Origin of the sequence: Streptomyces sp. NPDC093065 (assembly GCF_044754585.1) — a bacterium.
Classification (GTDB): Bacteria; Actinomycetota; Actinomycetes; order Streptomycetales; family Streptomycetaceae; genus Streptomyces.
In genome coordinates, this window is record NZ_JBIVPJ010000009.1 from 148,036 (window position 1) to 173,300 (window position 25,265).

Sequence of the window (25,265 nt, forward strand, 5' to 3'; positions counted from 1 at the left end):
TCCACCGAATAGCCGACGACAGTGGATTTACTAGGACGTCCAACTATATAGTCGTGAGCGTAGGCCCGCGGTGCAGGGAAGCCGGTGTGAATCCGGCACGGTCCCGCCACTGTGACCGGGGAGTACGCCGTCGAGCAGTACGCCACTGACGAGAAGGATGTCGGGAAGGCGGACGGCGCGCGCTGATCCGGGAGTCAGGATACCGGCCGCGGGATGTTCCGTGTTGTCCACGAGGATGGAGCTGACACGCATGGCACCGGTGTGCGTTCACGATCCCGGCGGTATCCCAGCGCTGTTCCCGGGCTTTCCCGGCCTCTGACCGTTACCGCCTGACGGCCCCCTTCGCCATACGCGATCTCGCGCCGCCCCGCACCCGCACGCCCCCGCGCCGGTGTGCGGCTGTCCGGCGCGCCATCCGGATCACCTGACGAGAGCAGGCACCCATGGTCCGCGTGCAAGACGTACAAGACCGCGCCCCCGTGCGCGAGCTGACCCACTTCGTCGGCGGCAAGCACACCCCGGGAACCTCCGGCGCCTACGGCGACGTGTACGACCCCAACACCGGCGAGATCCAGGCCCGTGTGCCGCTGGCGAGCCGGGCCGAGACCGAGGCGGCGATCGCCGACGCCGAACGTGCCCAGCGGGAGTGGGGTGCCTGGAATCCCCAGCGCCGAGCCCGGGTCTTGCTGCGCTTCCTCCAGCTCGTCGAGCAGGAGAAGGAGGCGCTGGCCCGGCTGCTGTCGGCCGAGCACGGCAAGACGGTTGCCGACGCCCACGGCGACCTCCAGCGCGGCCTGGAAGTCGTCGAGTTCGCCGCCGGTATTCCGCACCTGCTCAAGGGCGAGTTCACCGACAACGCCGGCACCGGTATCGACGTGCACTCCCTGCGCGCGCCCCTCGGCGTCGTCGCCGGGATCACCCCGTTCAACTTCCCCGCGATGATCCCCCTGTGGAAGGCCGCCCCGGCGCTGGCCTGTGGCAACGCCTTCATCCTCAAGCCCTCGGAGCGGGACCCGTCCGTTCCGCTGCGGCTCGCCGAACTGTTCCTGGAGGCGGGCCTGCCGCCGGGCGTCCTCAACGTCGTCAACGGCGGCCGGGAGGCCGTCGATACCCTCCTCGAAGACCCGCGCGTGGCCGCCCTCGGCTTCGTCGGCTCCACCCCGATCGCCGCGCACGTCTACGCCACCGCCGCGGCCCACGGCAAGCGTGCCCAGTGCTTCGGCGGCGCCAAGAACCACATGATCGTGATGCCGGACGCGGACCTCGACCAGGCCGTCGACGCCCTGATCGGCGCCGGTTACGGATCGGCGGGCGAGCGCTGCATGGCGGTCTCGGTAGCTGTCCCGGTCGGCGAGGAGACCGGCGACGCGCTCGTGGCCCGGCTGAAGGAGCGCATCGGCACCCTGAGGATCAGCCGCAGCGACGACCCCGACGCCGACTTCGGCCCGCTGGTCGGCCAGGACGCCGTCGACCGCGTCCGCTCCTACGTCGACCTCGGCGTCGAGGAGGGCGCGGAACTCGTCGTCGACGGCAGGGACTTCACACTCCCCGGGCACGAGAACGGCTTCTTCGCCGGAGCCTCCCTCTTCGACCGGGTCACCCCGGCCATGCGCATCTACCAGGAGGAGATCTTCGGCCCGGTCCTGTGCGTCGTACGGGCCGCCGACTACGAGGAGGCCCTACGCCTGCCCAGCGAGCACACCTACGGCAACGGCGTCGCGATCTTCACCCGCGACGGCGACACCGCCCGCGACTTCACCCGCCGCGTGAACACCGGCATGGTCGGCGTCAACGTGCCCATCCCGGTCCCGGTCGCCTACCACACCTTCGGAGGCTGGAAGCGCTCCGGCTTCGGCGACCTCAACCAGCACGGCCCCGACGCCATCCGCTTCTACACCCGCACGAAGACGGTCACGTCGCGCTGGCCCGCAGGGCTTCGGGAGGGCGCGAGCTTCACGATCCCGACGATGGGATGAGGGGTGCGATGACTGCCGCTCTGCTCACCGAGGACCAGCAGGCCCTCGTCGAGACCACCCTCGACTTCGCCCAGGACCACCTCGCCCCGCACGCCCTGGACTGGGACCGCGACAAGCACTTCCCCCTCGACGTCCTGCGCAAGGCGGCCGGGCTCGGCCTCGGCGGCGTCTATGTCCGCGAGGAGCACGGCGGTTCGGGGCTGACCCGGTCCGACGGCGTCCTCGTCTTCGAGACCCTCGCCTCCGGCTGCCCGTCCATTGCCGGATACCTCTCCATCCACAACATGGTCGCCTGGATGATCGACCAATATGGTGATCCCGCCCAGCGCGAGCGGTGGCTGCCCCGCCTGTGCGCCATGGAGGACCTCGCCAGCTACTGCCTCACCGAACCCGGCGTCGGTTCCGACGCGGCGGCCCTCACCACCCGCGCCGTCCGTGACGGCGACGGCTGGATCCTCAACGGCGTCAAGCAGTTCATCTCCGGAGCAGGAGCCTCCCAGCTGTACGTCGTCATGGCCCGTACCGGCGCCGACGGGCCCGATGGGATCTCCGCGTTCGTCGTCGACAAGGACGATGCTGGACTCGAATTCGGGCCGAACGAACGCAAGATGGGCTGGAACGCGCAGCCCACCCGTCAGGTCGTCCTGGACTCCGTCCGGCTGCCCGCCGACCGGCTGCTCGGCGGTGAGGGCGAGGGCTTCCGCATCGCGATGAACGGCCTCAACGGCGGCCGGCTCGGCATCGCTGCCTGCTCGCTCGGCGGCGCCCGCAGCGCCCTGGACCGCAGCCTGGCCCACCTCGCGGACCGGGAGGCGTTCGGAGCGCGTCTCCTCGACGCTCCGGCGCTGCGGTTCCGCCTCGCGGACATGGCCACGGAACTGGCTGCCGCCCGTGCCCTCGTACAGCAGGCCGCCCAGGCCCTCGACCGCAGCGACCCGCAGGCCCCCTGCCTCTGCGCGATGGCCAAGCGCTTCGCCACCGACACCGGCTACTCGGTCGCGGACAGGGCGCTGCAGCTGCACGGCGGCTACGGCTACCTCGCCGAGTACGGCATCGAGAAAATCGTCCGGGACCTGCGGGTCCACCAGATCCTGGAAGGAACCAACGAGATCATGCGCGTCATCGTGGCCCGCGGCCTGACGGAGGCGTTCGGATGACCGCCACCGACGAACCCGTCCTGACCCATACCGCCGGCCGGGCCGGCTACCTCACCCTCAACCGGCCGGGGGCCCTCAACGCCCTCACCCACGCCATGGTCCGCCGTATCGACGAGGTCCTGACCGCCTGGGAACACGACCCGGCCGTCGAGACCGTCGTCCTGACCGGCGCGGGGGAACGCGGCCTGTGCGCAGGCGGCGACATCCGCGCCATTCACGACGACGCCCGCGATGCGAACGGTGTCGCGTCGGCCGCCTTCTGGCGCGACGAGTACCGCCTCAACGCCCGGATCGCCCGCTACCCCAAGCCGTACGTCGCGGTGATGGACGGCATCGTCATGGGCGGCGGCGTCGGTGTCTCCGCGCATGCCGGCGTCCGGATCGTCACCGAGCGCTCACGCATCGCGATGCCGGAGACCGGTATCGGCTTCGTGCCCGACGTGGGCGGCACCTACCTGCTCTGCCTCGCACCCGGCCAGCTCGGCACCCACCTGGCCCTGACCGGAACCCCGGTGCAAGCGGGCGACGCCCAGCTGTGCGGGCTCGCCGACCACTTCGTCCCGTCCGAGTACCTGCCGCAGCTGGTCGAGGACCTCGCGCACGCCCCCGTACGGGAGGTCCTGGCCTGGCACGTGCGTCAGGCGCCGCCCGCGGCCCTCGATGGGCAGCGGTCCTGGATCGACTCCTGCTACGCCGCGGACACCGTCGAGGAGATCGTCGACCGCCTGCTCGCCCACGGCGAGCCCGCGGCCAAGGAGGCCGCCGAGACCCTGCTCGCCAAGTCGCCAACCGCCCTCAAGGTCACCCTGGCCGCCCTGCGGCGCGCCCGGCACCTCGGATCTCTCGAAAGGGTCCTCGACCAGGAGTACCGCGTCTCCTGCGCGGCCCTGACCACGCCCGACCTGGTGGAAGGCATCCGCGCCCAGGTCATCGACAAGGACCGCAATCCGCGCTGGTCACCACCCACCCTCGCCGAGGTCACTGACGCGGGCGTCGACCGCTTCTTCACCCCGCTGGGCGAACGCGAACTCGGCCTCGCCCCCGACAGCACCGAGGAGGTGGCCTGGTGAGCCGGACCGTCGCGTTCATCGGACTGGGACACATGGGCGGTCCCATGGCCGCCAACCTCGTCAAGGCCGGGCACCGGGTGCACGGCTTCGACCTTGACGCCACCGCCCTGCGCGAGGCCACGGGCACGGGCATCACACCCGCCGGATCCGCAGCCGAGGCGGTGGCCGGCGCCGACGTCGTGATCACGATGCTGCCCGCGGGCCGCCATGTCCTGGACCTCTACGACACGATCCTCAGCACGGCCCGCCCCGGCACCCTCTTCGTCGACTGCTCCACCATCGACGTCGCCGACGCCCGCACCGCCCACGAACGCGCCGAGACGGCGAGGATGCGGGGGCTGGACGCCCCGGTCTCCGGCGGAGTCGTCGGCGCCGAAGCCGCCACCCTCACCTTCATGGCCGGCGGCGGCCACGCCGAGTTCGCCGAGGCCGAACCCCTCCTGGCCGCGATGGGCAAACGGGCCGTCCACTGCGGCGGCGCGGGCGCCGGGCAGGCGGCGAAGATCTGCAACAACATGATCCTCGGCGTCTCGATGATCGCTGTGAGCGAGGCGTTCGTCCTCGGCGAGAGCCTCGGCCTGTCCCACCAGGCCCTCTACGACGTCGCGTCGACCGCCTCCGGCCAGTGCTGGGCGCTGAGCGTCAACTGCCCGGTGCCCGGCCCGGTCCCGGCCAGCCCCGCCAACCGCGACTACCGGCCCGGCTTCGCCGCGTCCCTCATGGCCAAGGACCTGGGGCTGGCTGCGAACGCGGTCCGCGCTGGTGGCGTCCACGCGGAACTCGGTCTGAAAGTAGCCGAGTTGTACGCCGCCTATGCCGAGCAGGTCGGTGCCGCGGAGGACTTCTCCGGCATCGTGCGAATCATCCGCGACCACAGCGGGGAGCAGGCATGACCACCGGCGAGTACGAGACGATCCTCGTCGAGCGCAAGGGCCGCACCGCCCTCGTCATCCTCAACCGGCCCAAGGCCCTCAACGCGCTGAACCTCCAGGTGATGAACGAGGTCGTCGCCGCCACCGAGGCCCTCGACCGGGACCCGGACTGCGGCTGCATCGTCATCACCGGTTCGGCGAAGGCGTTCGCGGCCGGCGCCGACATCAAGGAGATGCAGCCGCAGGGCTACCTGGACATGTATCTCGCTGACTGGTTCTCGGCGTGGGACCGGCTCGGGCAACTGCGCACGCCGACGGTTGCCGCGGTCGCCGGGTACGCGCTGGGCGGGGGCTGCGAGCTCGCGATGCTGTGTGACATCGCACTGGCCGCCGACACCGCCGTGTTCGGCCAGCCCGAGATCAAACTCGGGGTGATCCCCGGCATCGGCGGCTCCCAGCGGCTGACCCGCGCGGTCGGCAAGGCCAAGGCCATGGAGATGTGCCTGACCGGCCGCACGATGGGCGCGGCGGAGGCGGAGCGGGCCGGGCTCGTCTCCCGGGTGGTGCCCGCCGACGAACTGGTCGCCGAGGCGCTTGCGGTCGCCGAGACTGTGGCGGGCATGTCGCTGCCGGTCGCGATGATGGCGAAGGAGGCCGTCGGCCGGGCCTTCGAGACCACCCTCACCGAAGGCATCCGCTTCGAACGACGCCTGTTCCACGCGGTGTTCGCCACCGCCGACCAGAAGGAAGGCATGAGCGCCTTCGCAGAGAAGCGCCCTGCAGAGTTTCGGCACCGCTGAAGCCGCTCGGACACGCCGCCAGGCCGGGAAAGCGCGGCCCGGCCCGGCGGCGTGATCCCCGTCGTGCATACCTTCCCTTGGCCGACGCTTGATTGATCCCATATCGGGGGTGTTCGTACGCTCATCGTGTAGTGACGGCATAAGGAAGCTGGTGGGAATCCAGCGCGGTCGCGCCACTGTGTCAGCCCCGCCGAACGCGGGGCTGGAGTCAGACACTTGGCCGTCATGACGCCCCATGGAACCGAGGGACGCACGATCCCCGAAGGAGGCTCACCCCATGAGCAGCATGTCCGCGCCCGCGCCCGCCGCGCTTCCCACCCCGGTCGTCCTGCCGGCCACCAAGGCCGTGCTCTGGCTGGTCGGAACAGCGCTGATCGCGCTGGCCGTCTACTACTTCATCGGCGTCGACCAGGGCGCCTACTCGGTGTTCGGCAAGGACATGCACGTCCACGAGTTCGTGCACGACGCCCGCCACTTCCTCGGCTTCCCCTGCCACTGACGAGAACCGGCAGGGACATCCGAACATGGAAAAGAAGCTCATCCTGCTCGGCGTCATCGCTGGCGCAGTCGCCGGTCTGCTCGCGTTCGTCTTCGCCCGGATCTTCGCCGAACCCCAGATAGCCAAGGCCATCGACTACGAGAGCGGACGCGACGCCGCCCAGGCGGCTCTCGACAAGGCCGCCGGAGTGACCCCTGAGGCCGCTGGCCCGGACATCTTCAGCCGGACCATCCAGGCCAACGTCGGCATCGGCGTCGGCATGGTCTTCTTCGGCATCGCGATGGGCGCCCTGTTCGCCGTCGCCTACACCATCTGCCTCGGACGCGTCGGCAAGCTGCGTCCCCGCAACCTGGCCCTGCTGGTGGCGCTCGGCGGCTTCCTCGGCATGTACTTCGTGCCGTTTTTGAAGTACCCGGCCAACCCGCCCTCGATCGGACACACGGACACCATCAAGGACCGCGGCAACCTCTACCTCGCCATGGTCCTGTGCTCGGTCGCCTTCCTTGTCGCCGCGGTCTGGCTCGGCAAACGCCTCCAGCCGCGCTTCGGCAACTGGAACGCCACCCTCCTCGGCGCCGGCTCCTACATCGTGGCGATCGGCATCGTCATGGCCCTGCTGCCGCAACTCGGCGAACTCTCCGTCAACGTCCAACACTACGGCCACCACGCCACCGAGACCCCGCTACCGCTGACCAACTCCAAGGGCACCATCGTCTACCCGGGCTTCCCGGCGGACGTCCTGTTCTCCTTCCGCTTCTACTCCGTCGCCGCCCAGGCCCTGCTGTGGACGACGGTGGCTCTGGCCTTCGGCCCGATGGCCGAGCGACTGCTCGACCCGGCCGTCCGGGCAGCGGCCAAGCCCGTGCCCGGACAGCCCGAGCCGGTGGGCGCGGCCTGATCCACCCGGCAGCGAGAAGGATCACGCGAGGCGAGACGGTATTGGCCATGTCCGCGACACGCGGTACCGTCACTGCGATATCGACGACGGCAGAACGGAAGCCGGTGAGAAACCGGCACGGTCGCGCCACTGTGTGCCTGCCCCGAGCGCGGGGCGGCGAGTCAGACCCGTAGCCGTCGTCATGTGCACCACCGAGATGGGACGCGAACTCCCAGAGGAGGCCCTGCCATGGCGCAGCATGTCGCACCGCCGACAGCCACCACCCCCGCTCTCCCCGCCAAGCTGCCGATCGGCGCGATCGTCCCCTGGGCGGTCTTCTTCGGCATCCTGATGCTGGTCCTGCTCTACTTCGTCGGCGCCGAGCAGGGGGCCACCTCCGTTGTCTCCGGCGAGGACGTCCACGAGTGGGTGCACGACGCCCGCCACCTTCTCGGCTTCCCCTGCCACTGACCCGAGGGGAAACCAGCACACCCATGAACTCCGCAACGGTAAGAAACCTCCTCGTCCGCGGCATGCTCGCCGGCCTCGCGGCCGGCGTCCTCGCCCTCGTCGTCGCCTATCTCCTCGGTGAGCCGAACGTCGACAAGGCGATCGCCTTCGAGGACGCCCACTCCCACGAGCACGAGATGGAGATCGTCTCGCGCTCCCTGCAGTCCACCGCCGGCCTGGCCACCGGTGTCCTGATCTACGGGGTCGCCTTCGGCGGCATCGCCGCGCTCGCCTACTGCTTCGCCCTCGGCCGGGTCGGCCGCTTCAGCCCCCGGGTGACCGCGCTGCTCCTGTCCGGCTGCGCCCTGCTCGCGGTCTACGTCGTGCCGTTCCTGAAGTACCCGGCCAACCCTCCCGCCGTCGGCAACCCCGACACCATCGGCAAGCGGACCACCCTGTACTTCCTGATGATGCTGCTCAGCGTCCTCCTCGCCGTCGCCGCGACCATCCTGGGCAAGCGCCTCGCGCCCGCCCTGGGCACCTGGTGGGCGACCGTTACGGCGGTCGCCGGCTTCGCGGCGGTGATCGGGCTGGCGTACGCCTTCCTCCCCGTCATCAACGAGGTTCCGTCCGACTTCCCGGCCACCGTGCTGTGGCGGTTCCGCCTCTCCGCGCTCGCCATACAGACCGTGTTGTGGGGAGCCTTCGGACTCGGCTTCGGTGAACTGGCCGAGCGCCTGCTGAACCCCAAGCCCGCCACGAAGGTCCCGGCCTCGGCAGTGGCCGCGCCCAGCTGACCATGATCCGACCATGAGTGAGGGCCCGCGGAACCATCCGGGGGCCCTCTCGCGTTCTCCGGACACCCGACCAGGACCACGGACATGACCCGACGAACAGACCGGCCCGAGCGATTAGACGAGGACGACGAAGGCGAGCAGCGGAGGAGCCGAGTGACCAGACGACCCCAGCCCCGCCACATCACCCTGGGCGGCCATGAGGCCGTTGCCCTGACTCCCAAGGAGTACGAGCAGCTGATCGCGAGCCGCCGCCAGATCGGCGGCCAGAGCGCCCGCGTCCGGGTCCTCGCCCAGCAGGTCAAACGCAGTGAGCAACTGCTGCGGGACCTGGAGGATCTGATCACCGCTGCGGACCGTGGCTGTGGTGAACCGGCCCGGACACCACCGGCAGCCTGCTCGGCTCAGTGCGCTGACCCGGACGCCACGGTGGGGACGGAATCGGGGTGTCTGCGGTGCGCGATCGCGGCGCTGCTGCGCCGCCACCGTGAAGCGGCGGCCTGAACAGCAGCGATTCACGACAGACGTCATTCCTCCCCGCAGTCGCTGTTGTCGTCCGGGGACTTCAGAGGCTGTCCCAGCCTGAGATTCCAGCGCCCGGCACGCCCGGTGATCTCTGTCGCCGTCAGCGGGGGAACGTCAGCGCGCCAGAAGGCCGCTGCGGGTGCGCCGAGCACATGCACCACCGCGGCCCGGACGACATCGGGCTCCACTACGGCGAGTGTGCGGCCGTCCGCCTGTGCCATGGCGTCGAGCCACCGACCGATACGGCAACACATCTCCTGCACCGACTCCCCACCGTGCGGCGCGGACGCGGGGTCGGCCAGCCACCGGCCCACCGCCTCCGGCTCACTTCCGGCGACCTCGTCGAGAGCCAGGCCCCGCCAGCGCCCCGCGTCCAGGCCGGCCAGCTCCGCACTCGGCTCGCCCGCCACCAGTCCCAGCGCCGCCGCGGTCTCCCAACAGCGCAGGCCCGGAGAGACGAACACGCAGGCCCCCGCAGGCAGCGTTCCGGCCGCCGCGCGGGCCTGCGCCGCGCCCCGCTCGTCGAGCGACGTCGCGCCGTCATCGAAGCGAGCCTGGCGAAGAGACGGGTTCAGCGCGGGCGAAATGAGGGTGACGCGGCTGGTCACGGGCAGCTCCTGCCATCTGTGTCAGGGAGTACGGGTCTCCACCGGGTACGGAACATACGTCCGCCGGTCGGGATCGACGGCGAGCCGTCCGCCGGCCGGAGGGCGGGCCCGCTGTGCGCAGTCACGGCGTTCGCAGATCCGGCAGCCCAAACCGATGGGCGTCGCCGCACGAGGGTCGTCCACAGCGATGCCCTCGGCGTAGACGAGCCGGTGGGCGTGGCGCAGCTCGCAGCCGAGCGCGACGGCGAACTCGGCGCGCGGGGCATGATGGCCGAAGCCGCCACGGGTGATGGTGCGCGCGATCCAGAAGTACCGCTTCCCGTCCGGCATCTCGGCGACCTGGGTCAGTATCCGGCCGGGCGCGGAGAACGCCTCGTACACCGTCCACAGGGGACAGGTGCCGCCGAGCCGCGAGAAGTGGAAGTCGGTCGCGGACTGGCGTTTGGAGATGTTCCCGGCCCGGTCGACCCGAAGGAACGAGAAGGGGATGCCGCGGCGGCCGGTGCGCTGGAGAGTGCTCAGGCGGTGGCAGACCGTCTCGAAGCCGACGCCGTAGCGGGCGGAGAGCAGCTCGATGTCGTAGCGCACCTCTTCGGCCATGGTGTGGAAGGCGGTGTACGGCATGAGGAGCGCGCCCGCGAAGTAGTTGGCCAGGCCGATGCGGGCCAGCGCCGGTGCCTGGGGCGAGGTGAGTTCCGCGGAGCCCCGGGCGAGCTGGTCCAGGAGCGGGCCGTGTTCCAGGAGGGCCAGCTGGGTGGCGAGCTGGAAGGCGCGCTGGCCCTCGCTCAGCCAGGGGGAGAGGAACAGCAGCCCGGTGTCGGGGTCGAGCCTGCGGGCGTCCCCGGAGCGGCCGGGAGCCGCCTGGACCACCTTGATCCCGTTGCGTTCGGCGAGGCGTGCGGTGAGGGCGTCGGCGACGCGGCCCGGCCGCAGCCGCATGGCCTCGGCGAGTTGTTCGGCCTCGGTGTCCAGCGGCTCGAAGTGGTTGTGGTGGGTGTAGAAGAAGTCCCGTACCTCGTCGTGGGGTTCGCCGGCCGACAGCGGCGGCGGACCGTCGCCGGTGCCGGGTGCGGCGAGGGCGGCGGCCTGTTCGGCGGCGTCGCGGTAGCGGCGGTGCAGGGCGACCAGGGCGCGGGCGACCTCGGGATGGTCGCGGGCCGCCTCGCTGATCTCCTCGGCGGCGGGCAGCTCGACCCCGCACGCCTCGTCGGCCAGAGCGTCTCGCAGATCCGCGGCGAGCCGGTCCTCGTCCGCGTCCGAGAAGAACTCGGCATCGACGCCGAAGACCTCCGCGATCCGCAGCAGCACGGCTGCCGTGAGCGGGCGCTGACTCTGTTCGAGCTGGTTGGCGTAGCTGGTGGAGATGCCCAGCGCGTGGGCCATCTCGACCTGGTTCATGCCCTCCTCACGGCGCAGCCGCCGCAGCTTGGCATGCGCGTACACCTTGCGCTCGGTCGGCCGTCGGGGCATGACGCACCTCCTTGGGGAAACCCGGTCGCCACCCTCACGTACTTGCGAACATAGCATTCGCTAAATTCGCAACGTTCGCAGATTCGCAGTTTCTCGTTGTACGGATTCCGCACCTTGGCCCGGTGGTCCGAGGGGCGACGGCCGGGCAGGCTCGATCACATCGGCCCCACCGTCCCGCACCGCATCGCGAGGAGTCCCGTGATCGAGCACCACGTCCGTGTCCACCCCAGCGCCGACCGGCTGCCCCGCGAGGACCAGCTCGCCTGGAAGCTGGCAGCCGTCGCGACGGCGACGCAGGAGCTGGATCCCGACAGCGCGGCCATGGCCGTCAACCGGGTGATCGACAACGCCTCGGTCGCCGTCGCCTCCCTGCTGCGCCGCCCGGTCGCTGTCGCCCGCGCCCAGGCCACCTCCCACCGCACCGGATCACCGGGGGCATCGGTCTTCGGCACCCGTACCCGCGTCTCCCCGGAGTGGGCGGCCTGGGCCAACGGCACCGCCGTACGCGAACTCGACTTTCACGACACCTACCTGGCCGCCGACTACTCCCACCCCGGCGACAACATCCCGCCCCTGCTCGCGGTCGCCCAGCACACCGGCCGCACCGGCGCCGACCTGCTGCGCGGCATCGTCGCGGCGTACGAGATCCATGTCGCCCTGGTCAAGGGCATCTGTCTGCACGCGCACCGCATCGACCACGTGGCCCACCTCAGCGCGGCCACTGCCTGCGGCCTGGGTGCGTTGCTGCGGCTGCCGACCGAGACGGTCTACCAGGCGGTACAGCAGGCGGTGCACACCACGACCGCGACCCGGCAGTCCCGCAAGGGAGAGATCTCCAGCTGGAAGGCGTACGCCCCCGCCTTCGCCGGCAAGGCCGCCGTCGAGGCCGTTGACCGGGCGATGCGCGGCGAGACCTCCCCGTCGCCGGTCTACGAGGGCGAGGACGGCTTCCTGGCCTGGATGCTGGACGGCCCGCAAGCCGACTACACCGTCCTGCTCCCGGAGACCGGCGAGCCGCGCTGCGCCATCCTCGACACCTACACCAAGGAGCACTCTGCCGAGTACCAGGCGCAGGCGGTCATCGACCTGGCCCGGCGCCTGCGCGAGAAGACCGGCCCGCTGGAGAAGGTCCGCTCGGTGGTCTTGCACACCAGCCACCACACCCACCACGTGATCGGCTCCGGCGCGAACGACCCGCAGAAGTACGACCCCACGGCCAGCCGAGAGACCCTTGACCACTCGGTGCCGTACATCTTCGCCGTGGCCCTGGAGGACGGTGGCTGGCACCACGAGCGCTCCTACGCCCCCGAGCGTGCCCGGCGACCGGAGACGGTCGAGCTGTGGCGGAAGATCACTACGGTCGAGGACTCGGAGTGGACCCGCCGTTACCACGATCCCGACCCGTACCGTCGGGCCTTCGGCGGTCGCGCCGTGATCACCCTGGACGACGGCACGGTGATCGAGGACGAACTGGCGGTCGCCGACGCCCACCCGGCCGGCGCCCGCCCCTTCGACCGCCCCGCCTACGCCCACAAGTTCCGCACTCTGGCCGAAGGCGTCGTCGCGCCGGCCGACCGGGACCGCTTCCTGGCCGTCGCCGAGCACCTCGCCGAGCTGGGCGTCGCTGACCTGGACGGTCTGTTCCCGGCCGTCGACACGGAGGCCGTCGCCGCGTACGACGCGACCCTGCCGAAGGGCGTCTTCTGATGCTGCTCCACACCCGCACCACCCCTGCCGAACGCCGCCGTGCCCTGCGCGAACGGCTCGCGGAGGACCGCCTGTTGATGATGCCCGGCGCCCTCAACCCGCTCTCCGCCCGGCTCATCCAGGACACCGGCTTCGAGGCCGCCTACCTCTCCGGCGCCGTCCTCGCCGGCGACCTGGGCCTGCCCGACATCGGCCTGACCACCGCCACCGAGATCGCCGCCCGCGCCCAGCAGACGACCAGGGTCACCGACCTGCCCGTCCTCATCGATGCCGACACGGGTTTCGGCGAGCCGATGAACGCGGCCCGGACCGTCCAGTTGATGGAGGACGCGGGCCTGGCCGGACTGCACCTGGAGGACCAGGTCAACCCCAAGCGCTGCGGCCACCTCGACGGCAAGGCGGTCGTACCGCGCGAGGAGATGGTCCGCAGGGTGCGTGCGGCCGTGGACGCCCGCCGCGACCCGGACTTCCTGCTGATGGCTCGCACCGACGCCCGTGCCGTCGAGGGACTCACCGCGGCGATCGACCGCGCCAAGGCATACGTCGACGCCGGCGCTGACGCGATCTTCCCTGAAGCCCTCGCCGACGAAGCCGAGTTCGAGGCGTTCCGCAAGGCGGTCGGCGTGCCGTTGCTGGCCAACATGACCGAGTTCGGCAAGAGCCGCCTACTGAACGCCCGCACCCTGCAGAACCTCGGCTACGACATCGCCCTGTACCCGGTCACCCTGCTCCGCCTCGCCATGGGCGCCGTCGAGGACGGGCTGCGCACGCTCGCCGCCGAAGGCACCCAGGAGTCCCTGCTGCCCCGCATGCAGACCCGCTCCCGCCTCTACGAACTCCTCGGCTACGCCGACTACACGGCCTTCGACTCGGCCGTCTTCGACTTCACCCTCCCGCCTGGGAACTGACCCGGCACCTGACCCCCGAAGGCAGGCACCCCTTGACCACCACCGCACCCGCGATCCACCGCGGCCTCGCCGGTGTCGTCGTCGACACCACCGAGATCTCCACCGTCATCCAGGACACCAACTCCCTCACCTACCGCGGCTATCCGGTCCAGGACCTGGCCGCCCGCCGCTCCTTCGAGGAGGTCGCCTACCTGCTTTGGCACGGCGAACTCCCCGATACCACCCAGCTCCAGGACTTCCAGGCCCGCGAACGCGCCCTGCGCCCCCTGGACCGCACCACCCTGGAGCTGCTCGCCCGGCTGCCCGAGACCTGCCACCCGATGGACGTTCTGCGTACCGCCGTCAGCTTCTTCGGCGCCGAGGACCCCACCGAGGACGACGGCAGTCTCGCCGCCAACCGCGCCAAGTCCCTGACTCTGCTGGCCAAGCTGCCCACCGTGGTCGCCGCCGACCAGCGCCGAAGGCGAGGACTGGCGCCCATCCCACCGGACCCCGACCTCGGTTACGCCGAGAACTTCTTCCACATGTCCTTCGGCAGCGTGCCCGACCCCGACGTGGTCCGCTGCTTCGAGATCTCCCTGGTGCTGTACGCCGAACACAGCTTCAACGCCTCGACGTTCACCGCCCGCGTGGTCACCTCCACCCTCTCCGACCTCTACAGCGCGGTCACCGCCGCGATCGGCGCGCTGAAGGGCCCGCTACACGGCGGTGCCAACGAGGCCGTGATGCGCATGCTGGACGAGATCGGTGACCCGCGGCGCGCCGAGGAGTGGCTGGACGAAGCCCTCGCCGCCCAGCGGAAGATCATGGGCTTCGGCCACCGTGTCTACAAGCACGGCGACTCCCGCGTCCCGATCATGCAGGACGCCCTTGACCGTCTGGTCGCGCGCGCCGCCGACCCCGAGGTCACCCGGCAGGCCACCCTGCACGCGGCCCTGCGCCACGCGATGATCAGCCGCAAGGGCATCCATCCGAACCTGGACTACCCGGCCGGACTCGCCTACCACCTGATGGGCTTCGACACCCCCCTCTTCACGCCGATCTTCGTCATGAGCCGGATCACCGGCTGGACCGCGCACATCACCGAACAGCTCGCCCACAACGCGCTGATCCGGCCCCTCGCCTCCTACGCGGGACCGGAGCAGCGGTCGGTACCGGCGGCGCCGTAGCCCTCAGGACCATGTCACCAGCCGTTCTCCTTGGCCGCCTCCAGTGCCTCGAACACGGTGAGCGCATCGCGGAGGGCGGCGACGTCGTGGGTGCGGATGTAGTCCGCCCCGGCGCGTGCGGCGTACAGTTCCGCCGCCAGTGTGGCCGGGCCGATCCCGGAGACGGTGCTCCCGGTGAGCGTCCGCAGGAACGACTTGCGGGACGGTGAGATCAGCACCGGCAGGTCGAAGCGGGCCTTGAGCTGTTCGAGTCCGGCCAGGGTCCGCAGCGACGGTTCGGGACTGCTGCCGAGGAAGTAGCCGAGTCCTGGATCGATGACCAGCCGGTCGCGGCGTACCCCGGCCGCTTCCAGCGCGGCCAGGCGGTCGGCGAAGAACTCCTCGATTCCCCGGCACACCTGCGCGGCATCGGTCCGCACTTTGGTGGCGGGCCCATGGCGTTGTACGGAGTGCATGACGACGAGCCGGCAGCCGGTGGCGGCGAGTGCCTCGTACCGGTCCGGATCGTCGAAGCCCTGGATGTCGTTGAGGTACGCGGCGCCATGGGCGGCGGCGAACAGCTGTGTCGCAGGCTGGTACGAGTCGACCGAGACGGGGACGCCTTCAGCGACCAACTGGTCGAGTACGTCGCCCAGCCGTCCGATCTCCTCTGCCTCCGTCACCTGCTCGGCGCCCGGGTGGCTCGCGGCGGGCCCGAGTTCGATGACGTCGGCCCCCTCCGATCGCAGCCGGTGCGCGTGCGCCACCGCGGCGTCCGAGGACAGGTACCTGTTCCCGTCCGAGAACGAGTCCGTGGTGATGTTGACGATGCCGACCAGGGACGGCCGGCGGATGCCCACGGGCGAGGAGGGGGTGTGCTCAGCCATGGAGTCCGAGTTTCTGGTAGATCTCCGTCGTCACCGTCGAGAAGTTCATGGTCATGAAGTGCAGCCCGGGAGCCTCTTCGGCGATCAGGCGGCGGCACATCTGGGTGGCGTGGTCGATTCCGAGCGCCCTGACCGTGTGGGGGTCGTTCTGTGTGGCGAGCATGTGCTCGGCCAGCTGGGTGGGGAAGGCGGCGGTGGAGAGGGTGGGGATGCGGTGCAGTGAGCGGATGGTGGTGACCGGCATGATCTCCGGGATGATCGGTGTCTCGCATCCGGCCGCCGTCACGCGGTCGCGGAAGCGCAGATAGTCGTCGACGTCGAAGAACATCTGGGTGATGGCGTAGTCGGCCCCGGCCCGGCACTTGTCGACGAAGTGACGGATGTCGGCGTCCCGGCCGGAGGAGCGCGGATGCATCTCGGGGAAGGCCGCGACACCGACGCAGAAGTTCCCGGACCCCTTGATCAGGCTGACCAGTTCGGCCGCGTAGCGCACCCCGTGCGGGTGCTCGGTCCAGGGTCCGAGCGGATCCCCCGGAGGGTCGCCGCGGAGGGCGAGGATGTTGCGCACGCCCTGGTCGGCGTAGTGGCCGAGGATGTTGCGCAGTTCGGCGATGCTGTGGCCGACGGCGGTGAGGTGGGCGACCGGGGTGAGCGTGGTCTCCTGGGCGATCCGCCCGGTGACGTTGACGGTCCGGCCGCGCGTCGAGCCGCCGGCACCATAGGTCACGGAGACGAAGGTGGGCGACAGGGCCTCCAGCCGACGGATCGCGGTCCACAGGCCGGCTTCGGCCGCCGCGCTACGCGGTGGCATGAATTCGAAGGAGTAGGAGCGGCCTCCCCGTTCGAGGAGGTCGCGAATGGATGCCGCGCTGTCCGCCCTTGTACTGGGCATACCGAGAGCCATGGGGCTGATGCTTTCTCCGGGGCCGGGCCGGGGGAACGCGGCGGACGCGTCCTCCCCCGGCCCGGCGGGGCTTGCGGTCAGGAGGCGGACAGCTCCGCACGGACCGTACGGGCGGCGGTGACGAGGTTCTCCAGAGAGGCGCGGGTCTCGGGCCAGCCGCGGGTCTTCAGCCCGCAGTCGGGGTTGACCCACAGCCGCTCGGCGGGGATCGCCTTCAGCCCGGTTCGCAGCAGCGCGGCCGCCTCCTCGGTGCCCGGGACACGCGGCGAGTGGATGTCGTAGACACCGGGGCCCGCCTCGCGCGGGTAGCCGTGCGAGGCGAGTTCACGGGCGACCTGCATGTGCGACCGGGCCGCCTCCAGGCTGATGACGTCCGCGTCGAGGTCGTCGATGGCCTGGACGATGTCGCCGAACTCGGCGTAGCACATGTGCGTGTGGATCTGGGTGTCCGGCCGGACACCGGCGGTGGTGAGCCGGAACGCCTCGGTCGCCCACGCGAGGTAGGCGGCCCGGTCGGCGGCCCGCAGCGGCAGGGTCTCGCGCAGCGCGGGTTCGTCGACCTGGATCACCGAGGTCCCGGCCGCCTCAAGGTCGTTGACCTCGTCGCGCAGGGCGAGGGCGACCTGGCGGGCGGTGTCGCCGAGGGGCTGGTCGTCGCGGACGAAGGACCAGGCGAGCATGGTCACGGGGCCGGTGAGCATGCCCTTGACCGGTCGGCCGGTGAGGGACTGGGCGTACGACGTCCAGCGCACCGTCATCGGCGCGGGGCGGGAGATGTCGCCGGCCAGGATCGGCGGGCGGACGTACCGAGTGCCGTACGACTGGACCCAGCCGTGCTGCGTTGCCAGGTAGCCGGTGAGCTGTTCGGCGAAGTACTGGACCATGTCGTTGCGTTCGGCCTCGCCGTGCACGAGGACGTCGAGGCCGGTCTTCTCCTGGAAGGCGATCACCTCGCCGATCTCCGCCTTGATCCGCTCCTCGTAGCCGGCCGTGTCGATCCGGCCGGCGCGCAGGTCGGCGCGGGCGGTGCGTAGTTCGCCGGTCTGCGGGAAGGAGCCGATGGTCGTCGTCGGCAGCAGCGGCAGCCCGAGGCGGGCCCGCTGGGCGCCGGCGCGTTCACTGTAGGGCTGCGAGCGGCGGGCGTCGGTCTCGGTGATCGCTCGGGTCCGGGTCCGGACGGCGGGGTCGTGGGTGATCGGCGAACCCGCCCGGGAGGCCAGGTCGGCGCGGTTGGCGGCGAGTTCGGCGGCGATGGTGTCGGTGCCCTGGGCGAGGCCCTTGGCGAGGGTGACGATCTCGGCGGTCTTCTGCTGCGCGAAGGCGAGCCAGCGCAGGATCTGCGGCTCGATGTCCCGTTCGAGGCCGGCGTCGAGCGGGACATGCAGCAGGGAGCAGGAGGCGGCGACGTCGACCCGGTCCGCCAGGCCCAGCAGCGTGCCGAGGGTGGACAGGGACTTCTCCAGGTCGTTCACCCAGATGTTGCGGCCGTTGACGACCCCGGCGACCAGCCGCTTTCCCGGCAGTCCGCCGACGGCCGCGAGGTCGCCAAGGTTGGCGGCGCCGGCCTCGGTGAAGTCCAGGGCCAGCCCCTCCACCGGCGCCTGGGCCAGGACGGGCAGGGCCTCGCCCAGCCGGTCGAAGTAGGAGGCGACCAGCAGCTTGGGCCGATCGGTGAGCGCGCCGAGGTCCCGGTAGGCGCGGGCGGCGGCATTGAGCTCGGCCCGGGTGCGGTCCTGGACCAGGGCGGGCTCGTCCAGCTGCACCCACTCGGCGCCGGCCGCGCGCAGGTCGGCGAGCACCTCGGCGTACACCGGGAGCAGCCGGTCGAGGAGGGTGAGCGGCTCGAAGTCGGCGGGGACGCCCGGCGCGGGCTTGGCCAGCAGGAGGTAGGTGACCGGACCGACAACTACAGGCCTGGCGGTGAGGCCCAGCGCGAGGGCTTCCTCCAGCTCGGCCACCTGCTTGGCCGTGTCGGCGGTGAACACCGTGTCCGGGCCGAGTTCGGGGACCAGGTAGTGGTAGTTGGTGTCGAACCACTTGGTCATCTCCAGCGGCGCGACGTCCTGGGTGCCGCGCGCCATGGCGAAGTAGCCGTCGAGGGCGTCGGCGCCGACGGCGTCCCGGTGCCGCTCGGGGATGGCACCGACCATGACGGTGGTGTCCAGGACGTGGTCGTAGTACGAGAAGTCGCCGGTCGGGACCTCGCGGATGCCGGCGTCGGCGAGTCGGCGCCAGTTGGCTGCGCGCAGTTCGGCTGCCGTGGTCCGGAGGGCGTCGGCGGTGACGCGGCCCTTCCAGTACCCCTCGATCGCCTTCTTCAGTTCCCGGTCCGGTCCCTGGCGGGGGTAGCCGTACACGGTGGCCCGGGCTGCCGCGGCTGCGGACTTGGTGGTCACGGAGATCTCCTTCGCGAGACGATTCCCTGAGATCCCGGCGACGGGACGAGAGCGCGAAGGGTGACGGACCGGACGGAAACGGCTTGTGGCCGTCCGCTCGGTATGTACGCCGACCCGCCCACGAGGTCACCGGGATGTCCGCGCGCGGAGTCGTCCGCGCGCGGGCAGGTGGCAGGTCTTCGGACTCACGGGCACGCCCTCCTTGACCGGAGGACACCTACTGGCCGTCGCTTCCCAGAACCTGTACGTCGGGTCCAGTGCGTATGACGGCGGTCGTTCCCGCTCACCGCTGCGGGGCAGTCCCGGATTTTCACCGGGTTCCCTCTTACGACGCATCCCGCCTGGCGGACGGGGCGAACCAGCTGCACCAGCCAGCCTAAGCGGACGGCCGCGAGTCCGGAGGGTCACGTCCATCATTCGGATGGTGAGCCGACACACGCGGCTGACAGGTGTGAAACCGGCGGAGGGCGGGAAACGCCGCACACGCGTCTCCCGCCCTTTCCCCAGTCCGCGCCCGCCGGACCCTCACCCGGCAGGCGCGCCCCGGGCCCCTCAGCCCGGGTTTGCCAGGATGCTCAGTCCTGGATGTACGTGTGGAACCCCCGGCCGGTCTTGCGGCCCAGCAGACCCGCCTCGACCATCCGCTGGAGCAGCGGCGGAGGGGCGTAGAGCGGTTCGCGGAACTCGTCGTAGAGGGACTCGGCGATCGAGGCGACGGTGTCGAGCCCGATCAGGTCCGCCAGCTTCAGCGGGCCCATGGGGTGGGCGCAGCCCAGTTCCATACCGGTGTCGATGTCCTCGGCGGTGGCGAAGCCGGACTCCGCCATCCGGACGGCGGACAGGAGATAGGGGACGAGGAGGGCGTTGACGACGAAGCCCGCCCGGTCCCGGGACCCGATGACCGTCTTGCCCAGGGTTTCGGCAGCGAAGCACTCGACAGCAGCCACCGTCTCGGGCGTGGTGTGCAGGGAGGCCACGACCTCGACGAGCGGCAGAATGGGAACGGGGTTGAAGAAGTGCAGGCCCACGACCCGGTCGGCGCGGCCGGTGGCCATGCCGAGCCGCATGACCGGGAGAGAGGACGTGTTGGTGGCCAGGATCGCCTCTGGGTCCTCGACGATCTTGTCGAGGGCGGCGAAGATCTCCGTCTTCGCGTCGGCGTTCTCGACGACGGCCTCGATGACCAGCTGCCGGTCGGCCAGGGCGTCGAGCTCACCCGTGAAAACCAGACGGGCCAGGGCCTTCTGAGCGGCGGCGGACTCCATCTTGCCCCGCCGGACGGCGCGTTCGAGGGAGGAGGCCACCCGCTCTCGTGCCGCGCGGGCGGCGGTGGCGTCGGCCTCGCAGACCACGGTGTCCAGGCCGGCCCGCGCACACACCTCGGCGATACCTGCGCCCATCTGCCCGCCGCCGACCACACCGACGCGTGCGATGGCCGCGCTCATCCCTGAGCCTCCGCCCGCTGAACGAGATGACGGGAGTAGCCGTCCGGAGTGAAGAACAGCGGCAACTCGCCGACGAACGCCGTCCGCTCGAACAACTCGCGGGCCTCATCGACCGGTGCCCACGGCCGGACGGCGGCGAGGGCGACTGCCTCGTCGTCGAGGATGCGCAGAACCGTCTCGCGGTCGACGACCCGGAGCCGCAGCCACTGCCAGATCTGCACCCGGACGATCTCGGCGGTGGCCGCGTCCTCCATCAGGCCGTCGATGGCGACCGCGCCCTGGCCACGCAGCCAGGCGTCGAAGTAGCGCAGCGCCACCGCGATGTTGGCGCGGACGCCCTCCGGTGTGGGCGGGCCGCTGATGCGGCGCACCGACAGCAGGTCGGCGGGGGTCACCTCGACGTCGTCCCGCCTGCGGTCCAGCTGGTGGGGCCGCTCGCCGAGGACGTCGTCGAAGGCTTCCCGGCAGACCGGTACCAGTCCGGGGTGGGCGACCCAGGAGCCGTCGAAGCCGTCCTCCGCCTCACGCTCCTTGTCCAGCCGCACCGTGGCGAGGACCGCCTCGTTCGCGGCCGGGTCCTTGGCGGGCACCTGGGCGGCCATGCCGCCGATGGCGTGCGCGCCGCGCTTGTGGCAGATGCGGACGAGGAGTTCGGTGTAGGCCCGCATGAACGGGGCGGTCATCGTGACCTTGGCGCGGTCGGGCAGGAGGAAGTCAGTGCGGTGCCCGAAGGTCTTGATGAGGCTGAACAGGTAGTCCCAGCGGCCCGCGTTCAACCCCGCACTGTGCTCGCGCAGTTCGTGGAGAATCTCCTCCATCTCGAAGGCCGCGGTGATGGTCTCGATGAGCACGGTCGCGCGGATGGTGCCGCGCGGGATGCCGAGCAGGTCCTGGGCGAGGACGAAGATGTCGTTCCACAGCCGGGCCTCGTAACGGTTCTCCAGCTTGGGGAGGTAGAAGTACGGGCCGTACCCGGCGTTGATCTGCCGCTGGGCGCAGTGGAAGAAGTACAGGCCGAAGTCGACCAGTGCGGCAGGCACGGGCCGGCCGTCGTACGCCAGGTGCTCCTCGTCGAGATGCCAGCCGCGCGGCCGTACCACGATCGTGGCCAGCCGGCCGCGCTCGCCGAGCCGGTACTCCTTGCCCTCCTCGGTGGTGAAGTCGATGCGCCGCTCGATGGCATCGAGCAGGGTCAGCTGGCCGCCGATGACGTTCTCCCAGGTGGGGGAGGTGGCGTCCTCGAAGTCGGCCATCCACACGTTCGCACCGGAGTTGAGGGCGTTGACGGCGATACGGCGCTGCGGCGGCCCGGTGATCTCGACGCGGCGGTCGGTCAGGCCAGGCGCGGGCGGCGCGACACGCCAGGCGGGATCGGCGCGGACCGCGGAGGTGACCATGGGGAAGTCGAGCGGGGAACCGGCCGCGAGCCGGATCGCCTGCCGTCGGCGCTCCTTCAACAGACCGTCGCGGCGCTCGCCGAACTCGGCGGCGAGCCGGCTGACGAAGCCGAGGGCGGCAGGGGTGAGGATCTCGTCGTGCCGGTCGCCCGGCGCGGCCAGGACGCGGAGGGTCCGGGCGAGAGTGGTGGTGGACATCCAGGACTCCTGAACGGGGAGCAGGGTGGCGGGGACTGCAGCCCGGCCCCCGTTCGGTCAGGGGCCGGACCGTGAGGGGCGGCCTAGTGGAACTGCTCCTCCTCTGTGGATCCGGCCAGCGCGGTCGTGGAGGACGCCGGGTTGACGGCGGTGGAGACCAGGTCGAAGTAGCCGGTGCCGACCTCGCGCTGGTGCTTAACGGCGGTGAAGCCCTGCGCCTGGGCCGCGAACTCGCGCTCCTGGAGGTCGACGTAGGCGGTCATGCCGTGCTCGGCGTAGCCACGGGCGAGGTCGAACATGCCGTGGTTGAGGGAGTGGAAGCCGGCCAGCGTGATGAACTGGAAGCGGTAGCCCATCGCGCCCAGCTCCCGCTGGAACTTGGCGATCTGGTCGTCGTCCAGGGCCGCCTTCCAGTTGAAGGAGGGCGAGCAGTTGTAGGCGAGCATCTGGCCGGGGTGCTCGGCGTGGATGGCCTCGGCGAACTCGCGGGCCTGCGCCAGGTCCGGTGTGCCGGTCTCCACCCAGATCAGGTCCGCGTAGGGGGCGTAAGCCAGCCCGCGGGCGATGACCGGCGCCATGCCGTTCCGCACCCGGTAGAAGCCCTCGGCGGTGCGCTCGCCGGTCACGAACTCGGCGTCGCGCTCGTCGACATCACTGGTGAGGAGGTTGGCGGCGAGAGCGTCGGTGCGGGCGACGATCAGGGTCGGCACGTCGGCGATGTCGGCGGCCAGGCGGGCCGCGTTCAGGGTGCGGATGTGCTGCGAGGTCGGGACGAGGACCTTGCCGCCCAGGTGGCCGCACTTCTTCTCCGAGGCGAGCTGGTCCTCGTAGTGGATACCGGCCGCGCCCGCCGCGATCATCGCCTTGGTCAGCTCGAAGGCGTTCAGCGGCCCGCCGAAGCCGGCCTCCGCGTCGGCGACGATCGGCGCCAGCCAGTCCGTGGTGTCCGAGCCGCCCTCGGCGGTGGCGATCTGGTCGGCTCGCAGCAGCGCGTTGTTGATGCGACGGACCACCTGGGGCACGGAGTTGACCGGGTACAGGGACTGGTCGGGGTAGGTGTGCCCGGCCTGGTTGGCATCGGCGGCGACCTGCCAGCCGGACAGGTAGATGGCCTGCAGCCCGGCCTTCACCTGCTGCACCGCCTGGCCGCCGGTCAGCGCGCCGAGCGCGTGGATGTAGTCCTGCTCGTGCAACTGGCGCCACAGGCGCTCGGCGCCGCGGCGGGCCAGGGTGTGCTCCTCGCGGACGCTGCCGGAGAGCCGGACGACGTCCTCGGCGCCGTAGGTGCGCTCGATGCCCTGCCAGCGGGGGTCGGTGGCCCAGCGCTGGGCGAGTTCCTCGGCCGCCTGCGTGCTCGTCCTCGCTTCTGCCATGACTGTCACCGTCTCCTCGGTCTGTTGCGTCTGCCAAGCTCCCGGTCCGGGCGAACAGGGGTGGCACTGTGTGTCGTGAAACTGGGGTGCGGCCCGCCGTGCCGCCGTGTGGCGGAGGTGAGCAATGCTGCCGGTACGGACACCGCTTTCGCCGGGAGCTCCGACGTCAGGGCATGAATCGTGCCCCGGGTGCGGGCGGTGGTCGCCGGGGTCCGGCGGGCCGCACTCAGACTCTGACACTGGCACTCAGTGCCATCAACTGTGGATGGCTGCCAATTTCTGCGAATCTTCGCCTCGTGTTTTGCCAAGGTTGCGAAGGGAGTGATCCGGAGGCTGATCACGTACGCTGACCGCGTCCCGGACACGGAGGACCATGGTGAGCAAGATCTACGCGGGAGCGCGGCTGCGACGCCTGCGCGAGGAACGCGGGATGAGCCAGGCCGCGCTCGCCCGGGTGCTGGGCATCTCGCCGAGCTACCTGAACCAGATGGAGCACGACTCCCGCCCGCTGACCGTGCCCGTCCTGCTGCGGCTGACCGAGGCGTTCGGCGTCGACCCGGCCTTCTTCTCCGAACGCGACACCAGCCGCCTGGTCGCCGACCTCCGCGAGACCCTGGCAGGCGAGATCACCGCAGCCCGGGTGAGTCCGGCCGACCTCGCCGAGCTGGCCTCCCGCATGCCCGGCGTCGCCCAGGTCCTGCTCGACCTCGGCCGCCGCAACCACCTCCTGGCCGAACGCCTCGCCGGCGCGACCGACGCCCGCGACACCGACCCGGCCGCACCTCGCTCACCACACTCGCCGCACGAGGAGATCCGCGACTTCTTCTACCGCCGCCAGAACTACCTCCACGACACCGACCTCGCGGCGGAGGAACTCGCCCAGGAGATCGGCGTCCGCCCCGGCGACGTCCTGCGGGTGCTCACCGCACGCCTCACCGACCACCACGGCGTACGGCTGACCGGCGAATCGAGCGATCGTCTCCACCACTACGACGAGCCGACCCGCACCCTCCACCTCTCGGCCCGCCTGCGCCCCGGCCAGCGCGCCTTCCGCATGGCCACCCAGCTCGCCCTGCTCGAACACGACGTCGAACTCGCCCGCCAGGCCGCCGAAGACTTCCAGCCCGGCACCCCCACCCACGCCCTGGCCCGCATCGGCATCGCCCACTACTTCGCCGCCGCGCTGATCCTCCCCTACACCGCCTTCCACACAGCCGCCGAGGAAGCCCGCTACGACCTCGAACTCCTCACCGACCGCCACGGCCTCGGCTACGAGACCGTCTGCCACCGCCTCAGCACCCTCCAACGCCCCCGGCTGCGCGGCGTGCCCTTCTCCTTCGTCCGCGTCGACCGCGCCGGCAACATGTCCAAACGCCAGTCCGCCACCGGCTTCCACTTCTCCCGGGCCGGCGGCACCTGCCCGCTGTGGAACGTGTACGAGGCGTTCGCGGCCCCCGGCCGCATCCACGTGCAGATCGCCGAAATGCCCGACGGGCAGCGGTACTTGTGGACCGCGCGAGCGGTCACCCGGCACCGTGGCGGCTGGGGCGAACCAGGCAAGACCTTCGCCATCGGCCTGGGCTGCGAGATCCGCCACGCCCACCGCCTTGTCTACTCCGACGGACTCGACCTGACCAGCACCTCCGCCGCCACCCCCATCGGCATGGGCTGCCGCGTCTGCGATCGCCTCGACTGCCCCCAGCGCGGGGCACCCCCGCTCGGCCGTCCGCTGCGGATCGACCAGAACACCAGCACCTTCGTGCCGTACCCCGTGACCGATCACACGACTTGACCCAGCGATTAC

The 25,265-nt window shown here is 70.9% G+C and carries 22 protein-coding genes and 4 riboswitches; of the genes, 14 read left to right on the plus strand and 8 right to left on the minus strand.

Annotated elements, in window-relative coordinates; genetic code table 11:
• The first annotated feature begins 31 nt into the window (after nt 1–31).
• Nucleotides 32–226, plus strand: a riboswitch (cobalamin riboswitch).
• Nucleotides 227–479: 253 nt separating this feature from the next.
• The 10 genes from ACIQFU_RS18040 to ACIQFU_RS18085 all read left to right on the plus strand — a co-directional run bounded on the left by ACIQFU_RS18040 (nt 480) and on the right by ACIQFU_RS18085 (nt 8,999).
• On the plus strand, nt 480–1,976 hold the full coding sequence (locus ACIQFU_RS18040; protein WP_402552802.1) for a CoA-acylating methylmalonate-semialdehyde dehydrogenase: 1,497 nt from the start codon (nt 480–482) through the stop codon (nt 1,974–1,976).
• Between the two features lie 8 nt (nt 1,977–1,984).
• The gene (locus ACIQFU_RS18045) at nt 1,985–3,133 is read left to right on the plus strand and encodes an acyl-CoA dehydrogenase family protein (RefSeq protein WP_402552576.1); all 1,149 of its coding nucleotides are present in this window, start codon (nt 1,985–1,987) and stop codon (nt 3,131–3,133) included.
• Nucleotides 3,130–4,203 (plus strand): enoyl-CoA hydratase/isomerase family protein, encoded by a 1,074-nt coding sequence (locus ACIQFU_RS18050; RefSeq protein ID WP_402552577.1) that lies wholly within the window; start codon nt 3,130–3,132, stop codon nt 4,201–4,203. Before ACIQFU_RS18045 ends, ACIQFU_RS18050 begins: the two co-directional genes overlap by 4 nt.
• Nucleotides 4,200–5,096, plus strand: coding sequence for a 3-hydroxyisobutyrate dehydrogenase (gene mmsB, locus ACIQFU_RS18055; RefSeq protein WP_402552578.1), 897 nt, complete (start codon nt 4,200–4,202; stop codon nt 5,094–5,096). The genes ACIQFU_RS18050 and mmsB overlap by 4 nt, the downstream gene beginning before the upstream one ends.
• On the plus strand, nt 5,093–5,875 hold the full coding sequence (locus tag ACIQFU_RS18060) for an enoyl-CoA hydratase (protein WP_402552580.1): 783 nt from the start codon (nt 5,093–5,095) through the stop codon (nt 5,873–5,875). The genes mmsB and ACIQFU_RS18060 overlap by 4 nt, the downstream gene beginning before the upstream one ends.
• A gap of 90 nt (nt 5,876–5,965) precedes the next feature.
• Nucleotides 5,966–6,114, plus strand: a riboswitch (cobalamin riboswitch).
• A 38-nt stretch (nt 6,115–6,152) separates the two neighbouring features.
• A complete protein-coding gene (locus ACIQFU_RS18065) occupies nt 6,153–6,374 on the plus strand; it encodes a CbtB-domain containing protein (RefSeq protein ID WP_402552581.1) in 222 nt (73 codons plus the stop codon).
• Nucleotides 6,375–6,399: 25 nt separating this feature from the next.
• Complete coding sequence (locus tag ACIQFU_RS18070; RefSeq protein ID WP_402552582.1) at nt 6,400–7,272, plus strand: CbtA family protein; 873 nt, start codon at nt 6,400–6,402, stop codon at nt 7,270–7,272.
• Nucleotides 7,273–7,316: 44 nt separating this feature from the next.
• Nucleotides 7,317–7,465: riboswitch (cobalamin riboswitch) on the plus strand.
• Between the two features lie 35 nt (nt 7,466–7,500).
• The gene (locus ACIQFU_RS18075) at nt 7,501–7,722 is read left to right on the plus strand and encodes a CbtB-domain containing protein (RefSeq protein WP_383484267.1); all 222 of its coding nucleotides are present in this window, start codon (nt 7,501–7,503) and stop codon (nt 7,720–7,722) included.
• A gap of 23 nt (nt 7,723–7,745) precedes the next feature.
• Nucleotides 7,746–8,498: a CbtA family protein gene (locus tag ACIQFU_RS18080; protein WP_402552583.1), complete on the plus strand. Its 753-nt coding sequence runs from the start codon at nt 7,746–7,748 to the stop codon at nt 8,496–8,498.
• A 153-nt stretch (nt 8,499–8,651) separates the two neighbouring features.
• The gene (locus tag ACIQFU_RS18085; RefSeq protein WP_402552584.1) at nt 8,652–8,999 is read left to right on the plus strand and encodes a hypothetical protein; all 348 of its coding nucleotides are present in this window, start codon (nt 8,652–8,654) and stop codon (nt 8,997–8,999) included.
• Between the two features lie 23 nt (nt 9,000–9,022).
• Here ACIQFU_RS18085 and ACIQFU_RS18090 read toward each other — a convergent pair whose 3' ends face one another.
• Together ACIQFU_RS18090 and ACIQFU_RS18095 are read right to left on the minus strand one after the other, a co-directional pair.
• The gene (locus tag ACIQFU_RS18090) at nt 9,023–9,628 is read right to left on the minus strand and encodes a histidine phosphatase family protein (RefSeq protein ID WP_402552585.1); all 606 of its coding nucleotides are present in this window, start codon (nt 9,626–9,628) and stop codon (nt 9,023–9,025) included.
• Between the two features lie 21 nt (nt 9,629–9,649).
• A complete protein-coding gene (locus tag ACIQFU_RS18095) occupies nt 9,650–11,098 on the minus strand; it encodes a short-chain fatty acyl-CoA regulator family protein (RefSeq protein WP_402552587.1) in 1,449 nt (482 codons plus the stop codon).
• A gap of 198 nt (nt 11,099–11,296) precedes the next feature.
• Here ACIQFU_RS18095 and ACIQFU_RS18100 point away from each other — a divergent pair, with 198 nt between their 5' ends.
• Genes ACIQFU_RS18100 through ACIQFU_RS18110 form a run of 3 tightly spaced genes read left to right on the plus strand, consistent with a single transcriptional unit; the run spans nt 11,297 to nt 14,882 of the window.
• Complete coding sequence (locus ACIQFU_RS18100) at nt 11,297–12,805, plus strand: MmgE/PrpD family protein (protein WP_402552588.1); 1,509 nt, start codon at nt 11,297–11,299, stop codon at nt 12,803–12,805.
• Nucleotides 12,805–13,713, plus strand: coding sequence for a methylisocitrate lyase (gene prpB, locus ACIQFU_RS18105; protein ID WP_402552589.1), 909 nt, complete (start codon nt 12,805–12,807; stop codon nt 13,711–13,713). Before ACIQFU_RS18100 ends, prpB begins: the two co-directional genes overlap by 1 nt.
• Before the next feature lie 32 nt (nt 13,714–13,745).
• The gene (locus ACIQFU_RS18110) at nt 13,746–14,882 is read left to right on the plus strand and encodes a bifunctional 2-methylcitrate synthase/citrate synthase (RefSeq protein ID WP_402552591.1); all 1,137 of its coding nucleotides are present in this window, start codon (nt 13,746–13,748) and stop codon (nt 14,880–14,882) included.
• A gap of 14 nt (nt 14,883–14,896) precedes the next feature.
• Here ACIQFU_RS18110 and folP read toward each other — a convergent pair whose 3' ends face one another.
• The 6 genes from folP to aceA all read right to left on the minus strand — a co-directional run bounded on the left by folP (nt 14,897) and on the right by aceA (nt 23,461).
• The gene (folP, locus tag ACIQFU_RS18115; RefSeq protein ID WP_402552593.1) at nt 14,897–15,748 is read right to left on the minus strand and encodes a dihydropteroate synthase; all 852 of its coding nucleotides are present in this window, start codon (nt 15,746–15,748) and stop codon (nt 14,897–14,899) included.
• Complete coding sequence (gene metF / locus ACIQFU_RS18120) at nt 15,741–16,652, minus strand: methylenetetrahydrofolate reductase [NAD(P)H] (RefSeq protein WP_402552595.1); 912 nt, start codon at nt 16,650–16,652, stop codon at nt 15,741–15,743. The genes folP and metF overlap by 8 nt, the downstream gene beginning before the upstream one ends.
• 77 nt (nt 16,653–16,729) lie before the next feature.
• Nucleotides 16,730–19,048 (minus strand): 5-methyltetrahydropteroyltriglutamate--homocysteine S-methyltransferase, encoded by a 2,319-nt coding sequence (gene metE / locus ACIQFU_RS18125; protein ID WP_402552596.1) that lies wholly within the window; start codon nt 19,046–19,048, stop codon nt 16,730–16,732.
• A gap of 152 nt (nt 19,049–19,200) precedes the next feature.
• A riboswitch (cobalamin riboswitch) is annotated at nt 19,201–19,426 on the minus strand.
• A gap of 197 nt (nt 19,427–19,623) precedes the next feature.
• Nucleotides 19,624–20,493: a 3-hydroxybutyryl-CoA dehydrogenase gene (locus tag ACIQFU_RS18130; RefSeq protein ID WP_402552597.1), complete on the minus strand. Its 870-nt coding sequence runs from the start codon at nt 20,491–20,493 to the stop codon at nt 19,624–19,626.
• Complete coding sequence (gene aceB, locus ACIQFU_RS18135) at nt 20,490–22,088, minus strand: malate synthase A (RefSeq protein WP_402552599.1); 1,599 nt, start codon at nt 22,086–22,088, stop codon at nt 20,490–20,492. Before aceB ends, ACIQFU_RS18130 begins: the two co-directional genes overlap by 4 nt.
• An 83-nt stretch (nt 22,089–22,171) precedes the next feature.
• Nucleotides 22,172–23,461, minus strand: a complete 1,290-nt coding sequence (gene aceA / locus ACIQFU_RS18140; RefSeq protein ID WP_402552600.1) for an isocitrate lyase — start codon at nt 23,459–23,461, stop codon at nt 22,172–22,174.
• Between the two features lie 376 nt (nt 23,462–23,837).
• On the opposite strand from aceA, the gene ACIQFU_RS18145 reads away from it, so the two are divergent.
• Entirely contained in the window at nt 23,838–25,253 is a 1,416-nt protein-coding gene (locus ACIQFU_RS18145; protein WP_402552803.1) for a short-chain fatty acyl-CoA regulator family protein, read from the plus strand.
• The last annotated feature ends 12 nt before the right edge of the window (nt 25,254–25,265 follow it).

Coding starts and splice junctions, on each gene's coding strand:
- ACIQFU_RS18075 (WP_383484267.1), top strand. CDS start 7,501: ATGGCGCAGCATGTCGCACCGCCGACAGCCACCACCCCCGCTCTCCCC.
- ACIQFU_RS18070 (WP_402552582.1), top strand. CDS start 6,400: ATGGAAAAGAAGCTCATCCTGCTCGGCGTCATCGCTGGCGCAGTCGCC.
- ACIQFU_RS18060 (WP_402552580.1), top strand. CDS start 5,093: ATGACCACCGGCGAGTACGAGACGATCCTCGTCGAGCGCAAGGGCCGC.
- ACIQFU_RS18045 (WP_402552576.1), top strand. CDS start 1,985: ATGACTGCCGCTCTGCTCACCGAGGACCAGCAGGCCCTCGTCGAGACC.
- ACIQFU_RS18130 (WP_402552597.1), bottom strand. CDS start 20,493: ATGAGCGCGGCCATCGCACGCGTCGGTGTGGTCGGCGGCGGGCAGATG.
- ACIQFU_RS18050 (WP_402552577.1), top strand. CDS start 3,130: ATGACCGCCACCGACGAACCCGTCCTGACCCATACCGCCGGCCGGGCC.
- metF (WP_402552595.1), bottom strand. CDS start 16,652: ATGGCTCTCGGTATGCCCAGTACAAGGGCGGACAGCGCGGCATCCATT.
- ACIQFU_RS18080 (WP_402552583.1), top strand. CDS start 7,746: ATGAACTCCGCAACGGTAAGAAACCTCCTCGTCCGCGGCATGCTCGCC.
- aceA (WP_402552600.1), bottom strand. CDS start 23,461: ATGGCAGAAGCGAGGACGAGCACGCAGGCGGCCGAGGAACTCGCCCAG.
- aceB (WP_402552599.1), bottom strand. CDS start 22,088: ATGTCCACCACCACTCTCGCCCGGACCCTCCGCGTCCTGGCCGCGCCG.
- prpB (WP_402552589.1), top strand. CDS start 12,805: ATGCTGCTCCACACCCGCACCACCCCTGCCGAACGCCGCCGTGCCCTG.
- ACIQFU_RS18095 (WP_402552587.1), bottom strand. CDS start 11,098: ATGCCCCGACGGCCGACCGAGCGCAAGGTGTACGCGCATGCCAAGCTG.
- folP (WP_402552593.1), bottom strand. CDS start 15,748: ATGGCTGAGCACACCCCCTCCTCGCCCGTGGGCATCCGCCGGCCGTCC.
- ACIQFU_RS18065 (WP_402552581.1), top strand. CDS start 6,153: ATGAGCAGCATGTCCGCGCCCGCGCCCGCCGCGCTTCCCACCCCGGTC.